The organism is Bacteroidota bacterium (assembly GCA_020161395.1).
Lineage (GTDB): Bacteria > Bacteroidota > Ignavibacteria > Ignavibacteriales > Ignavibacteriaceae > UTCHB3.
In genome coordinates, this window is record JAIUOE010000007.1 from 14,917 (window position 1) to 30,215 (window position 15,299).

12 protein-coding genes are annotated in these 15,299 nt (G+C 41.4%); 8 read left to right on the forward strand and 4 right to left on the reverse strand.

Annotation, left to right across the window (positions count from 1 at the left end; all coding sequences use genetic code 11):
- Positions 1–85: 85 nt before the first annotated feature.
- Positions 86–1,120, forward strand: coding sequence for a tRNA preQ1(34) S-adenosylmethionine ribosyltransferase-isomerase QueA (gene queA, locus LCH52_11800; protein MCA0389166.1), 1,035 nt, complete (start codon positions 86–88; stop codon positions 1,118–1,120).
- A complete protein-coding gene (gene ispD, locus LCH52_11805) occupies positions 1,117–1,818 on the forward strand; it encodes a 2-C-methyl-D-erythritol 4-phosphate cytidylyltransferase (protein MCA0389167.1) in 702 nt (233 codons plus the stop codon). Before queA ends, ispD begins: the two co-directional genes overlap by 4 nt.
- Here ispD and LCH52_11810 read toward each other — a convergent pair.
- Positions 1,790–5,002 carry a hypothetical protein gene (locus LCH52_11810; protein MCA0389168.1) on the reverse strand — a complete coding sequence of 1,071 codons (3,213 nt, stop codon included), beginning with the start codon at positions 5,000–5,002 and terminating at the stop codon, positions 1,790–1,792. The two genes, ispD and LCH52_11810, sit on opposite strands and share 29 nt — an antisense overlap.
- Positions 5,003–5,317: 315 nt before the next feature.
- Here LCH52_11810 and plsY point away from each other — a divergent pair, with 315 nt between their 5' ends.
- The 6 genes from plsY (at position 5,318) to LCH52_11840 (ending at position 11,108) form a co-directional block, all read left to right on the forward strand.
- Positions 5,318–5,980 carry a glycerol-3-phosphate 1-O-acyltransferase PlsY gene (gene plsY, locus LCH52_11815; protein MCA0389169.1) on the forward strand — a complete coding sequence of 221 codons (663 nt, stop codon included), beginning with the start codon at positions 5,318–5,320 and terminating at the stop codon, positions 5,978–5,980.
- A 5-nt stretch (positions 5,981–5,985) separates the two neighbouring features.
- Entirely contained in the window at positions 5,986–6,990 is a 1,005-nt protein-coding gene (locus LCH52_11820) for an NAD(P)H-dependent glycerol-3-phosphate dehydrogenase (protein MCA0389170.1), read from the forward strand.
- A 154-nt stretch (positions 6,991–7,144) separates the two neighbouring features.
- Positions 7,145–8,068 (forward strand): ABC transporter ATP-binding protein, encoded by a 924-nt coding sequence (locus tag LCH52_11825; GenBank protein MCA0389171.1) that lies wholly within the window; start codon positions 7,145–7,147, stop codon positions 8,066–8,068.
- A complete protein-coding gene (locus LCH52_11830; GenBank protein MCA0389172.1) occupies positions 8,065–8,868 on the forward strand; it encodes an ABC transporter permease in 804 nt (267 codons plus the stop codon). Before LCH52_11825 ends, LCH52_11830 begins: the two co-directional genes overlap by 4 nt.
- Before the next feature lie 92 nt (positions 8,869–8,960).
- On the forward strand, positions 8,961–9,896 hold the full coding sequence (locus LCH52_11835; protein MCA0389173.1) for an NAD(P)-binding domain-containing protein: 936 nt from the start codon (positions 8,961–8,963) through the stop codon (positions 9,894–9,896).
- A gap of 6 nt (positions 9,897–9,902) precedes the next feature.
- Entirely contained in the window at positions 9,903–11,108 is a 1,206-nt protein-coding gene (locus LCH52_11840; GenBank protein MCA0389174.1) for an acetate kinase, read from the forward strand.
- A gap of 118 nt (positions 11,109–11,226) precedes the next feature.
- Here LCH52_11840 and LCH52_11845 read toward each other — a convergent pair whose 3' ends face one another.
- The 3 genes from LCH52_11845 to LCH52_11855 form a co-directional block, all read right to left on the reverse strand.
- Positions 11,227–12,204 (reverse strand): NgoFVII family restriction endonuclease, encoded by a 978-nt coding sequence (locus LCH52_11845; GenBank protein MCA0389175.1) that lies wholly within the window; start codon positions 12,202–12,204, stop codon positions 11,227–11,229.
- Between the two features lie 17 nt (positions 12,205–12,221).
- Positions 12,222–13,379: a DNA cytosine methyltransferase gene (locus LCH52_11850; protein MCA0389176.1), complete on the reverse strand. Its 1,158-nt coding sequence runs from the start codon at positions 13,377–13,379 to the stop codon at positions 12,222–12,224.
- Positions 13,380–13,835: 456 nt separating this feature from the next.
- Complete coding sequence (locus LCH52_11855) at positions 13,836–15,266, reverse strand: ATP-binding protein (GenBank protein MCA0389177.1); 1,431 nt, start codon at positions 15,264–15,266, stop codon at positions 13,836–13,838.
- Positions 15,267–15,299: the final 33 nt, after the last annotated feature.

Below are 15,299 nucleotides of genomic sequence, written 5' to 3' on the forward strand. Positions count from 1 at the left end.
TACATTGCAAATATTTCCGCCTGTGGTTGTGAAATGCCGCAGGCAGGGAATATTTTGATTACAAAGGACACGAGGTGAACATTAGATGAAATTATCTGATTTCAATTACAATCTCCCCAAAGGACAGGTAGCTAAATATCCTTACCAGAAAAGGGATGAAGCCAGGCTGATGGTTTTGAACCGGGAGACAAAGAGCATTGAGCATAAACAATTCAAAGATGTGACCTCATTGCTGAACAAGGGTGACATTCTTGTGGTTAACGAATCAAAGGTTTTCCAGGCAAGGCTCCTGGGGAACAAAGAAAAAACCCAGGCTAAAATTGAAGTTTTCCTTTTAAGAGAGCTGAACTCCAAGGAAGCCATCTGGGATGTTATAGTTGATCCCGCAAGAAAAGTCAGAATCGGAAACAAAATCTATTTTTCTGACGATCTCTGGTGTGAAGTTATTGATAACACCACTTCCCGCGGAAGAACAGTTAAATTCAACCAGGTCGGGAATATCTACAGAGCGGTGGAAAATATCGGTTTGACGCCACTTCCTCCGTACATTAAAAGAAATGCAGAACCACAGGATAAAGAGTATTATCAGACTGTATATGCAAGAGTGGATGGTTCAGTAGCTGCACCAACCGCCGGACTTCATTTCACCCCTGAACTCATCGATGAGTTAAAGAAAAAAGGTGTGATTGTGGTTCCTGTCATTTTGCATATTGGTTTGGGTACTTTCAGGCAGGTGGAGGTGGAAGACCTGACAAAACACAGGATGGATTCGGAATACTACGAGATAACAACTGCTGTTGCCGAACAGATAAACAAAGCCCTTGAAGCAGGTGGTAAACTCACGGCTGTCGGAACCAGTACGGTTCGTGCACTTGAGTCGAGTGTCACGGCTGAAGGATTCATACGGGCACAGAAGGGGTGGACTGACAAGTTTATCTACCCTTCATACGGTTTCCGCATAGTTAAACAAATGATCACAAATTTCCATATGCCTCAGTCGACCCTGATAATGCTGGTGTCAGCGTTTGCTGAAACTGAATTCGTGATGAAGGCATATAAAGTTGCAGTAAAAGAAAATTACAAGTTTCTCAGTTATGGCGATGCAATGATGATCTTATGAGAACGGTTGCCATAATTCCTGCAGCAGGGTCCGGTTCCAGAACGGGGAGTGAAATCCCGAAACAATTTATTCGATTTAACGGCAAAGAGCTAATAGCTTACACTCTTGAAGTGTTTCAGAGGTCTGCACTTGTCGATGAAATTGTGGTTGCAACTTCAGGATCCGGATTTGAACAGCTTGAAGAGATCAAAACGAAATATGGAATTTCAAAAATCTCAACGGTTGTTCAGGGCGGGAAGGAAAGGCAGGACTCTGTAAGAGCCGCACTAAAGGCGGCGAAAATGTCTTTTGATGACCTTGCCGCAGTGCACGATGCGGCAAGGGCTCTTTTACCGGTTGAAGTGCTCAACAAGGCGATACTCACAGCCTCTGAAAAGGGGAGTGCTCTTGTGTGCACTCGTGCAAAAGATACAATCGCATTTATTGATGACAATCAACTTGACTATATCGACAGGAGTAAAATCCTGATCGTGCAAACTCCGCAGATTTTCAAGTATGGTGAGCTGATGCATGCCTTCGATGAGGCATATTCCGAAAACTTTTATGGTACAGATGAGTCATCACTGATGAGGCGGGCGGGTTTCCCGGTAGTGATTTCCGACGGCTCTGCATACAACTTTAAGGTGACTACAAAAGAAGATTGTGAACTGGTCGAACGGTTGATTGCGGTTAATCGTTTTGAACAAGAGGGACTGTAAAAGTAAAACTCGTCCCCTCACCGGGTCTGCTCGTAACAGAGATTGTACCTCCACCTCTTTCAACAAATTCCTTACAGATCAGCAAACCAAGTCCCGTTCCCTTTTCGTTTTTGGTGCCGTCCTTCGAGAAAACCACTTCTTTTTTGAAAAGTTTTTCAGTCTCCTCACCGGTCATTCCTTTCCCGGAATCGCTGATGGTTATGGATGCGAGATTTTCGTGAACGGAAGTGGAAATGGAGATCATTCCTTCTTCTTCTGAAAATTTAATGGCATTTGAGAGCAGGTTTTGGAGGATTGTCTGGAGCATTACACGATCTGCGAAGACCTCTGTCTCTTCCTGAATTTCCACGATGAGCTCAATTTTTTTAGCCTTCAGGTTTGCTTCAAGTATTGCCTGGGTTTCCCGAACAGAGGGGAACAATCCGGTTGGAACAGGGTCGTAGTTTACTCTGCCCATTTCAATCCTGAACCAGTTTAGTACATTATCAATTGTAGCAAAGAGGCTTTTGGAGACGGCATAAAGACTTGAGAGATAGAAGTTTCTTTCTTCCCTGTTGAGATCATCAATATCCTCATTAAGAATCTGAAGGTAGCCAAGAATGGCGGTGAACGGACTTCTTACATCGTGTGCGAACATCGAGAAGAATCTGTTTTTTGAAGCGTTGGTTTCTTGAAGTTCCAGGTTGTTTCGTTCAAGTTCATCCTTTTTCAACTCGAGTTGTTTCGTGCGGCTCTCCACGATTCGTTCCAGCTCTTCATTTCGTTTCCGGATTCCCTCCGTTTTCCTTTTGTAGCCAATATAAATCAAGGAAAACAGCAGTATGGTAGCTGAGACCCGGAACCACCAGGTTTTCCAAAAAGGAGGATTTATGATGATATACAGTTCGGCAACATTTTTGGATCTGGAACCGTCCCGGTTTATCGTAGCCACCATAAATTTGTATGACCCGTGATCTAGATTTGTGTAGATTGCCTTTCTCGACGATGCAGGGGCAGACCACTCTTTCTCAAATCCCTCCAGAATAAATGAGTATCTTGTGCTGGAACTTACATTGTAGTTGAGTGCGGTAAACTCGAGAGAAAGACTGTTTTCATCATAATCGAGAGTAATCACTTTTTTTAGATGGATAGCTGAATCGAGGATTATCCTGTCGTTATATTCACCAACGGGAATCTCTCTCGAGAAGAGGCTCATACTTGTAACAGCGAGGTTGGGGTTGAGTGAATCGCCGGCAACTGTTTCAGGATTAAAGATGGAGAACCCCTTTACACCTCCAAAAATCATGTTCCCGTCTCTTAGTTTCAGGTATGCTTTGGAGTTGAATTCATTTCCCGATAGCCCTTCACTTTCAGTATAGTTAAAAAACTTCCCGGTGTGGGGATCGAATCTTGAAACTCCGAGATTGGTGGAAAGCCACAGTTTCCCTGAATTGTCTTCCAATACCGAGTAAACGAGATCATTGGGTAATCCGTCAGACATTGTATAGGTTTTAAGTTTGTTCCTTTTGGTGTCGTAAATGCAAAATCCTGAATTGGTTGCGATGTAACAGGTATCATCATTCTTGAAGAGGAGTGCTCTAATATCGTTTGACGGGAGAGAACTTGTGGTGGTTCCCGAAGATAAAAAGGAAGAAAAATCCCCCGTACGGGGATTGAACTTCACGATACCGTTTCTTTCGGTACTTAAATACATTGACCCTGAATGCTCATCGATATCGTAAATGACTCCGAAAGAAACGACAGAATCGGTTCCGATTGCGGGAGGGAAATATTTAAGAAAATTTGTTTTTGTATCGAGTGAATGGAGCCCTCTTTCAGTGGCAATATAAAGCAGGCTGTCACTTCCCCAAAAGAGGGAGCTTACAAATCCACCCCGTAAAAAATCACCTTTTGTGTTGAGATCATTGAAAGATTTGATTTTTTTCGTTTCGAGAGAGTAAATGAAGAGTCCACCACCTTCACTTCCCACCCACAATAAATTGTTTGGTTCCTGCCTGTCTTCGGCAATTGAATAGACAGATAATGTCAGACCGACAATTTTATCGATGATTCCGCTGTTCAGGTTCTCTATGGAATAGTCGGAACGCACACGACTGAATCCCCGGTAACCGGAAAGGATTACTGATCCGTCCCTGAGTTGAATCATGGAGCGGATGCTTTTCAGACTTGGGCTGAAATTGGTAAATCTTTTGAAGAGGTTATTGTGCGGGCTGATGGATTGTATACCCCAGCCGTTCGATCCACACCAAAGAGTGCTGGATCTGTCGATAAACAAAGAGATAAAATCGAATTTTTGATCGAGGGTGTCAGTTGCGGTTGCGTCCCTTAAATAAATACCCGAGTCATTTTTAAATGAATATTTCATCAGTCCCTTGCCAAGATATGCAATATACACTTCCCCTTTTGACGCTTTGATTATGGTTGTCGGGATAGTGCTTGCCTCATCGTTTTTTACATTCTTCAATTTCATGCCGTTCTCATCAAAGGCGTAAATGAAATAGAAGTCGGCAATGAAGATTTGTCCCTCTCCGTCATCGGCAATCGATGTGACCGGCAAGACTTTCCGGTTGTCTTCGGAACTGTATGAAACGAATATGTTTCTCGTTAGGTTTTTTACCGGCTCGTGGATGAAAAGTCCTTCACCGCCTGTGCCAATCCAGATATCTCCTTTTACTGATTCAAACAGGGTTCTGATACTTCTTTCGTTTACAGAGAGGTCTGCCTTAAGTTCAAAAACCAGGCTGTTGGTTTTGGTCTCCGGGTAGTATTTGATCATACCGGCTTTAGTTGCATAATAGAAAAAATCTTTTTGATTCCGGGGGACGAGAATGCTGGTGACAGATCTAAACCCTTTATCGGGGGAGTTGGAGTTATAGATCGGAATTCGTGAGAAAGTCTGCGTTACGGGGTCGAAAATATTCAGACCGTCGTTTGTTGCAATCAGAAGTTTCCCGTCGTGCGATTCTTTTATGTCGTTTATGATATTGTTGGATATCGAATTGGGGTTGTCACTCTTGCGTCTGAAAACAAGGAAAGAGTATCCATCGTACCTGTTGAGCCCGTCGGCAGTACCAAACCAGAGGAAATTCGATTTATCCTGAATAATTCTGGTAACGCGTCCCTGGGAGAGCCCGTCCACAGTATTCAGCGAACTAAATGAGTATGTCTCGATTTTCTGTGCCAAAACCGGATGACATAGAAGCAGAATGATTAAAATCGATAATAGTTTCAGAATTTTTGGCATGGATTATATAATCGAATATTTATTACTTTAAATTACGAATTATTTAATTTTATTTGGTGGTGAAATAAATAAAAACCCGTGAAAATCGAATAAACACAAATTTATTGTGATTTTTGATTCATTGTTTGGTAAGTGTTTTTATTTATCTTAACGAAGTGTAATAATTTAATTTTTGAATAGCTGCAATACTGTCCGTCACACGGTTTTTTTTGACGAGTCAAAACACAAGTAACCATTAGTTTACAGGAAATTGAGATGTTAGCTTTAGCTGCAATTTTAGTTCTCTCATATTTAGTAGGAGCCATTCCCTTTGGAATAATAGTTTCAAGGCGAAAGGGAGTTGATATCAAGTCACACGGCAGTGGTAACACAGGTGGCACGAATGTCTTCAGAACGCTTGGTCCGAAATACGGACTTACAGTAATCGCACTCGATGCCATAAAAGGTGTGGTTGCCGTGGTGTTTATCACCCAGCTTTACTATCTGAATCCTGTTGTACTTAATAACCGGACACCATTTGAAGATATCACAATTATCAGAATTATGGCAGGAATATTTGCCATAATTGGTCATATATGGAGCGTGTTCGCATCATTTAAGGGTGGAAAAGGAATCGCTACAGCCCTTGGTATGATGCTTTCTATCACCACAATTGACATGCTTGTGGCTCTTGGCATATTCATACTGTTTGTTGGCATTTTTAAGTATGTCTCGCTTGGTTCCATTATGGCATCAATAGCTGTGCCTCTGACACTTTTTATTCGTCAGAACATTTTTCATGCCGAAGTTCAGGGCTACGGGACACTGCTTCCCTTCGTTGCTGGAGTTTCAATATTGTTGATTTACACTCACCGTTCAAATATTAAAAGGCTTTTAACAGGGAGCGAGAACAAGATATCCTTCGGTAAAAAGAAGTAATTTTTATGAAGATATCTGTGTTGGGTGCAGGTGCCTGGGGCACCACCCTGGCTATTTTACTGAGCGACAATGGTCACGAGGTTACTCTCTGGGAGTATAACGAAACCTACGCCAATCTCCTTGAGGAGAAGCGGGAAAATATCATATACCTTCCCGGGATACCGTTTCCGCCTGCATTAAAAGTCTCGAAAGACCTTCTCGAAGCGAGCAGGAACAAGGAAATAATCGTTACTGCAATTCCAACCCAGTTCACCAGGAATTCCCTGCAAAAAATTCCGTTCGAAAATGTAAAAAACACAATATTTGTCTCGGTTTCAAAAGGTATTGAAAAGGGACATCTTCTCACCGTCAGTCAGATCTACAAGGATGTATTTCCCGGGCTTTCTGATCATCAGACAGGTGTGCTTTCCGGTCCGAGCCACGCCGAGGAAGTCAGCAAAAAAATTCCAACCACGGTTGTCGCAGCCTGCAGAGATCACGATACATCAAAAATAATTCAGAATGCGTTCATCAACAGATATTTCCGTGTTTATTCATCCACTGATGTTGTTGGTGTCGAGTTAGGTGGAGCATTCAAGAATGTTATTGCAATCGGAGCCGGAATTCTTGACGGGATGGGAATGGGCGACAACACCAAAGCTGCAATCATGACGAGAGGAACCGCTGAAATTACCCGTCTGGGTCTTGCAATGGGCGCCCAGCCGCACACTTTCTCAGGGCTTTCCGGCATGGGTGACCTGATAGTAACATGCATGAGCCGTCACAGCCGGAACAGGTATGTGGGTGAAAAAATCGGTAGCGGTATGAAATTGAGTGAAGTACTCTCTCATATGACAGCTGTAGCCGAGGGAGTGGAAACCTCAAATTCCGCGATGCAGCTCGCCATAAAATATGGTGTTGAAGTGCCGATAACGACTGAAGTTTACAAAATTCTCTTCGAAGACAAAGAACCTGCGCAGGCAATTCATGATCTCATGACCAGAGACAGGAAAGAGGAGTACAGAGTTTAGTTATGAGTTGTGAGTTATGAATTATTAGTTGTATGTCTATCTTCCGTAGTTCTTAAGTTCCCGCCAAAAGAGAAATTTACCACTTAAACAATAATCCCGCCCGAATACCAACATATTTTGCAATTTGCACAATTCATTTACAAAAGGTTAAAGAATGTCAGAAATTGTCAGCAGCAGTAATTTAACAAAGATATATTCCGGAAAATTCAAGGTGAGAGCACTCGAAGATTTTTCCATTTCTGTGATGCCTGGACAGGTTTTTGGACTTCTTGGGCAGAACGGTGCAGGGAAAACCACATTCATAAAAATCCTGCTGGGTGTAACCAAACTTACATCAGGCACTTACTCTCTTTTTGGTTCAAATGAGTATAATCATCTTTTGAAACAAAGAATCGGATATCTTCCCGAGAATGTACAGTTTCCCGAAGTTTTCTCGGCGAAACAATCGATGGAGGCATTCGCAAGGTTTTATGAAATGGAGTCGTCACTGGTAAAAAAGAGGACAGATGAACTGTTCGAACGGCTGGGACTTTCGAAGATTGCCAACAGAAAGGCAAAAACTTTCTCCAAAGGACAAAACCAGCGACTCGGGCTTGCTCGTGCCCTGCTTCACGATCCTGATCTGATAATTCTTGATGAACCTACTGACGGTATAGATCCGGTGGGAAGAAAAGAGATCCGTTCTCTTCTGCTTGACCTGAAAAGTCAGGGTAAGACCATTTTCCTGAACAGTCATATTCTCTCAGAAGTTGAGATGGTAACCGATTCAGTTGCCATACTGCATAAAGGAAAACTCCTTAGATCCGGTACACTTGATGAACTTACTCACGAGAACACCAATTATGAACTTAGGATTTCGCGACCGCTCAGACAGGAAGAGGAAAACAGCATTATTTATCTTGAGAAAAAAGAGGATAACATCTACCGGTATAATGGTTCCGACCTCGAGAAGCTCAACAAAATAATTGACAAAGTCAGGATACTCGATATTTTTATCGAAGAGATTTCCCTGAAGCGCTCGAATCTTGAAGAACTGTTTATTAATACAATCACCGCTGACGACAGGGGGAACAAATGAAAGGCATAACACAATCGGTTTCATTCTTTTTTGATCATATCTGGAGAAGCAAGTCAATCTGGGTGACGGTCGCCGGTGTACTGGTGATGATAGCCATCTCTGCACTGGTGTCATATACAGTTTTCGGCAACATTGAACCCGGGACAGCGAAAGCAAAAATAGAGCAAAGCTACGATTTTACGCTGATAAACCTGTTGAATAGCACAGTGCAATTGATGGTCTTTATCGGTTTGTTTACTGTAGCCATATCTGTAAACTCAATTTTGAAAAGGGGCGTGTTCGATCTCTTTTTGTCGTTGCCGGTAAAGCGCTGGCAAATATTGACAGGCGCATTCATTAGCGGGATCCTGTTTCAGGCTGCCGTACTTTTCGCGCTTATAATGGGAGTCTGGCTCACGCACTCTGCTATTTTCGGAATCTTTTATGGTGAAGTGCTGGTGTGGGGTTTCCTTAGCCTGCTCGGTTTCATCATAATGTTTCATTTTGTCCTTTTTGTTTCATTCAGTTTTAGATCGCCGATAGCCGGATTACTGACAGCGATAGCTTACAGTGTTGTGGTATCATCGATCCTGTTCGTATTCCATGAGATGGTTCAGACCTCCACAAATGTATGGTTGAGGGAGACGGTTAATGTAATCTACTGGATATTGCCAAAAAGCACGGAGTTCTCAAGTTCCTTCTTCCTGGCGGATCAGGCGCTTCCTGAAGGTCAACTGTTAAAACTGATTATTAGCACTGTTTTGTTTATTTTTACCGTTTTCGGTTCTACAATTATTATTTTTGAGAAAAAAGACTATTAAAAGACTGAAAAAACGGTGAATATGCGCCAAAAACGATTGGCATCATAATTGCTTGTAAATAAGTGCAAATTGTTTTACTAAGGAATGGACAGATGCAGGAAGACAATATAAACATTGATGAAATACTAAAAAGATCGGTTTTGTCGGAATCTTTTGATTCTATAAACCGTGTTGGAATTATTGGTGCCGGCGTTATGGGCCAGGGCATTGCTCAGGCTATTGCTGCAAACGGCATTGAAGTCATTATCGTGGAAAAGACTACTGACAGGATTGATTATGCCAAAGCAAGTTTGTCTGACAGCATCGATAATGAAATAAAAAGATGGGCGATGACTGCATCCGAGAAAAAAGCAATCACCAGCAGAATAAGCTGGGTGACCGACATGAAACTCGTTGCAGGATGCGACCTCATTGTGGAAGCAGTCGATGAAGAATTCGATCTGAAGAAAAAAATCTTCATGGATATCGACAAGATTGCAAAGAAGGAGACAATTTTTGTTTCCAACACTTCCACTTTAAGTTTGACGAAGCTCGCAGAATGTACAGGGCGACCTGACAAGGTTATCGGGATGCACTTCCTGAATCCTGTGCCAAAGAGACCCCTGGTAGAGGTTATTAAATGTCTGCACACATCTGCGTCAACTTTGAAGATAATAAAGGAATTCGCCAACCGGCTGGGCAAGACTTCCATTGAAGTTTATGAATATCCGGGATATGTGACCACAAGAGCCATTGTTCCTCTTTTGAATGAAGCGATGCACATCCTTCTCGAGGGAATAGCTTCTGCAAAGGATATAGACACCGCAATGAAAATCGGGTTCAATTTTCAGCATGGTCCGCTTGAAATGGCAGACATGATGGGGTTGGATGAAGTGCTTGCATGGATGGATACACTTTGGAAGACTCTCGGAGAACCAAGGTATAGAGCATGCCCTATTCTCAGGAAACTTGTACGCGAGCAGAAGCTTGGAAGAAAAACGGGTCAGGGCTTTTATGTTTATGACTCAAATGGTAAAATAATCTCGTAGGCGAAAATGAAAGTATTAGTATTAAATTGCGGCAGCTCGTCGATCAAGTATCAATTCTATGATACTGTTCAAAGGGTTGCACTCGCAAAAGGTCTGGTTGACAGAATCGGAATGTCGGGAGCTGTGCTCACTCACATCAGGTATGATGGTGACAAGATTAACATAGTTGGCGAGATTCTCGATCATGCAATCGGTATAGAGTATGTTCTTGCTGTTCTTCTCTCCAAAAATCACGGAGTGATAGAAGATAAAAGTGAAATAGACGCCGTCGGACACAGAGTTGTGCACGGTGGTGAGACCTTTGCAGGTTCTGTTCTTATTACGCAGGAAGTAATTAAGGTTTTACAGGATAATGTCGGTCTGGCACCACTTCACAATCCACCAAACATCAAAGGTATTCAGGCTGTCACGAGAGTGCTTCCGAATATACCACAAGTTGGTGTTTTTGATACTGCTTTCCATTCCAAGATGGAGCCAAAAGCATATCTGTACGGAATCCCGTATGAGCTTTACAAGAGTCATCAGATTCGCCGGTATGGTTTTCACGGTACTTCGCACAGGTTTGTAGCGGGCAGGGCAGCAAAAAAGCTCGGGAAACCATTGAATGAGTTGAAGGTGGTAACTGCTCACCTCGGAAACGGATGCAGCATGGCTGCAGTCGATCATGGCACTTCGGTTGATACCTCAATGGGATTTACTCCCCTTGAAGGACTTCTTATGGGTACAAGATGCGGTGATATTGATACATCAATCATCCTGCATATCATGGGTAAGGAAGGATTACAGCTTTCTGAAGCCAACACCCTTCTCAACAAACACAGCGGTCTCGTTGGTATCAGCGGTGAGTCATCCGACATGCGTGAAATTATCTCGGCAATGAAAGATGGTCACAAACGCTCGAAGTATGCTTTTGATGTCTTCTGTTACAGAATCACAAAATATGTCGGTGCCTATGCAGCGGCAATGGGTGGAATTGACGCCCTCGTATTTACGGGTGGTATCGGAGAGAACTCTCCGGATGTCCGTTCCGCAGTCTGTAAAAGTCTGAAGTTCATGGGTATGGATATTGACGAAGCAAAAAATGCCGCCGGTGATGAAGATATCTCTCCCGAGGGCTCGAAAGTGAAAGTTTTCAGAATCCCCACAAATGAGGAACTTGTAATTGCTCTCGATACAGAAGTAATTATCAAGGGAATCGAAGTGGATATCTGATAATTTTCTTAAGAATTGAAAAAAGCTGTCGCTGATCATTCGGTGACAGCTTTTTTTGTGGCTAAATGGACTCATGAATAAGATGATTTAATAACTTAATGTCTTGAGAAACCAAGTTTTAATTCGAGAAGTCCATATAGTAATTTTCATCATCAATTTTGTAAAAGGTCACATTATCCCTGCCGTATCTTTTAAGGTCTGCATTTTGGATGAATGCACCTGAGGCAACCCCAAGCCTGTTTCGAAAGTACTCTCCTAACAAGCTGTTGTTATGGGGTGTATGAATAGCTGCACCCCAATTGTTCTTTTGAGCCCGTGTGCAGATAAGTGTTTTGCCATCGTCAGTGATAACAGTGAAATGAGTGCCTCTTATTGGGAAGAATTCACTTTTATAAACTTCAGGCGGAAGTTGGATGTAGGCTTGATTGTGATTCCGCCCACTTCTTTGTCCCCAATTCAATCCACCAACCTTTTGGATAATACCGGATTTCGGGATTAATGAAATAGTAATATTCTCAAGACTTTGATTACTGTAATCTGATACCTTCGCTACGGGTAACTTATCCCTCTTTCTTTTTTGTTTCGGTATTGTGCGCGATGAATCAGTATAAATTAAGACAGAAGTTTCCACATCAGGATGATCACAATAGATAGAGTTTTTTTCTAAATCATTAAAATAGTCAAGTGCAATATCCCTGTCACATCCTGCAAGTATCTCCATCTGTTTTAATCCATTAAAAGCCTTCTGTGTGTAATTTGCAGATCCCAAATAGCTCTGAACAGGTCTGCCGTCTTTAAGCCATATATACAATTTGGAATGGACCGGGGGTAAATTTTGAAGATAGCTACACTGGAAGCAATCTTTGAAAATATCCCCCATTATTTTTTTGAAGCCTTTATGTCCGGTTAATGAGATTCCCTCTTGAGGAGTCATTCCGACAATTAGATTTACCTTAATATTAAGATTCATATCTGATAGAACACTTAAATGTCTAAATGCCATAGCTGGTGTTGCGTATCCGGAAACAATCCTTAGTTCGTCTGATATTTGAGCCGGCTTAATCAGTACCTCTTCAAATAGTGCTGTCGTAATCATATAACCTCGCAAAATGTTTAAACTATATTAATTTGATCAAAGAGGTTCAATTCCACATCTTTGGAAAACCTTAATCCGAAAAATCTTTTTTTATGGTTATCATGGATGAGAGGATTAATGTTATTTGGTACCCAGTCATATTCGACACCTGCAAAACTTTTGAGAATTGCTTCAAATATTACTTGTGCTCCTCTTGCAGGAACTGCCATTCCGATTTGTTTCCGCACACTTTCCTTCGATCCAATAAAAACAAAATCATCAGGAAAAGTCTGTATTCGAGCCCTTTCTCTATTTGTTAGAGCACGGTCTTCCTGCCAATGGTAAACATGTGTTCCCCCTCCACCACTCCCGGTAATCGTATAACTCGGTTTGTCAGGGACCAATCTTTTATAAATTTGACTTATTTGGGCGGCTTTCACATTAAGCCGGAGATTTTCCGGAATATTGGCTGTAAATGCATTTTCACCAGGTTTTATATGCTTTAATCTTTCAATTACTTGTTGAGATTGCCGGGTAAGCTCATTATTGGTGGCATCAAGTTGAATAGGTGGATTTTCTATAGCATTCTTAACGGATATATCAATTTTTCTAAAAGGCCGGGTTGATGGGACACGATACACGACATCTAAGTCTTTTCTTATACCTATAATAAGAATTCTTTGCCGATTTTGAGGAACACCATATTCATTAAATTTATACAAGTGTGGATAAACGGAATAACCCATATCGTAAAATGTGGAAAGAATTTTTTTGAATGCATCACCTTCATTGGCATTTTTTAATCCAGCAACATTTTCCGCTAGAAACCATTTAGGTTGAAATATCTCCATGGTTTTTGCGCCGTATGAATAGAGTGGCCCATAAACACCATCCATTCCTTTTTGCTCACCCACTATACTAAAATCATTGCATGGGAAACCAAATCCTAGGGCATCTATTTCGGAAATTTTGCGAAGAGAGGCGATGTCTAATTGTCGAATATCTTTACATACAACACTCTTCGGATTTTCGGGACAAATATTATATGTATAAGTCAGGCATGAATCACGATCATAATCGGTTGACCAGGCATGCTCAATACTGAATTCCTCGTTGTTATGAGACAATTTAGCAGACTTTGCAGCCAATCCTAGTCCACCAGGACCGCAAAACAACTCACCGAATTTAAATTTCATAAAAAACTTTCAAATTGAATACCGAATCTAAAAAAAATGTCCGTAACTATCAATGTTAGAATTACTGCCGAGAAACTAATGTATCATTTCTCTGCAATCGAATGAGTAGAACCCTGATCAATCTATCATTCGATACAATGCATTTGCAATTACCAAAATCGAAAGACCAAAAGGTTCTATACTTATGATACGACATATCAAACTGATTAAATATGCACAAATAATATATTTTAAAATACATTATTTATACCATTTTGTCGAAATAAGATAAAATTTAAGATTTTATGAGATTATTTTGGGTGTTTTTTTTTTTTTTCGGTTTGTTTTTGTCGGAATGAAACTCAATGTTATTGATTAAAAATTTTCAGAACAATGAACTTATATTCTCCGGGTTCAATCCCGGGAAGATCACTTCAAAGAGATTAAATCTGGCAGTGTCTGAATTATCTTAAAAATTCAGAAGCCTGCAGAGTAGGCAAACAGGGAAGCAGGCACAAACTTAAGATTCAGCCCTCCTGATTCATTCGCACCGGTTTTGTCGATTGTGGTGACGAGAGCTTCATTTAGATTATTTTTTTTGCAAAACAGTGACAAACTTTTCAATTCAGACGGGTTGTTGAAATACCGGTTACTCCATTTGATTTCAATTGCGAATTTTGGTTTTAGCTTAAAGTCATCAAGCAAAACCAGATCCACCTCGCCGTTGCTCCTGCCCTGACTCCACCTTGCATAATAAGGTTTGATCCCGTCCTTATAAAACAACTGTGACATGACAGCAGTTTCAACCATGTTGCCGAACGAATCATCCATTTGTGATACTGGTGTGAAAAGGGCACTTCTCAAAGAGGGGTTCGTAAGATAAATCTTATAGAAGGTTGCCCTCCTGAATTTTTTCCCTGAATCATCAACTCTGTTTAAAATTCTGATGAGAAATGCAGCTTCAAGATACTCGAGGTATCTCTTGAGGAGATTTTTATCGACGCCACTTGTTGAGCTGAGACTTTCCAAAGAAAGTTCATTTCCTGAATTGTAGGCGAGTGTTGTGAAAAAAGAGTTAAGTTCCTGAACATCCCTTATGCCATAGAGACCCGGCAAGTCACGGAGCAGGACTTTATCGATAATATCGCTTTTAATATATCTTCCCGGGTCAGACTGAATCCTTTTACTGAAAATGGCTTCAGGATAACCGCCGAAATTTATGTAGTTTATAAACTGCCGGTTTAGTTCACCTAAATTGGGCGAGGTGAATCCGGTGTTTGGAAATGCAAGACTGTCGTCACTAATTTTTTCAACCAGATAATCAAGATTCAGAAGGGTAAGGTACTCCCGGAAAGAGAGTGGGGGGAGCTTAAAATCAGTGAATCTGCCGGCACCGCTTTCCATGCTTTTTAACTTAAGGGCAGCTGAAGCTGAGCCGGAGACAATGAATTTTGTTTGAGGATAGCTGTCGACCAACGATTTTAAATGGACTTCCCAGTCTTTCAGGTACTGAATCTCATCGAAAAAGATGAGGCATCCTTTCGGTTCTTTTCTGCCGCTTGCTTTGAGAGAGAGATGAAACAACTCTTCAAGCCCTCGATAGTTGTATATCGGGTTTTCAATGCTAATATAGAAAATTTGATTGGGGGGTATTCGTTGTCTCAGCAATTCACTTATTGACTGGTGCATCAAAACTGTTTTCCCAACCCGCCGGGGTCCCATAAGGATAACCGCTCTTCTGACAGAAGTTTCTTCAACCAAAGCCTGGAAATCAGAGAAATGAAGCCGTTTATCAAAAGTGACAAAGAATTCGGAGGGTCGCCCGGTTGTCCACCACGGATTTTCGAATTGAAGTCGTTGAATAATCAACTCTTCAGATACCAGATTAAATCGGATTTTTTTATTCATAACACTGCAAATATACAAATAATATATTTTAAA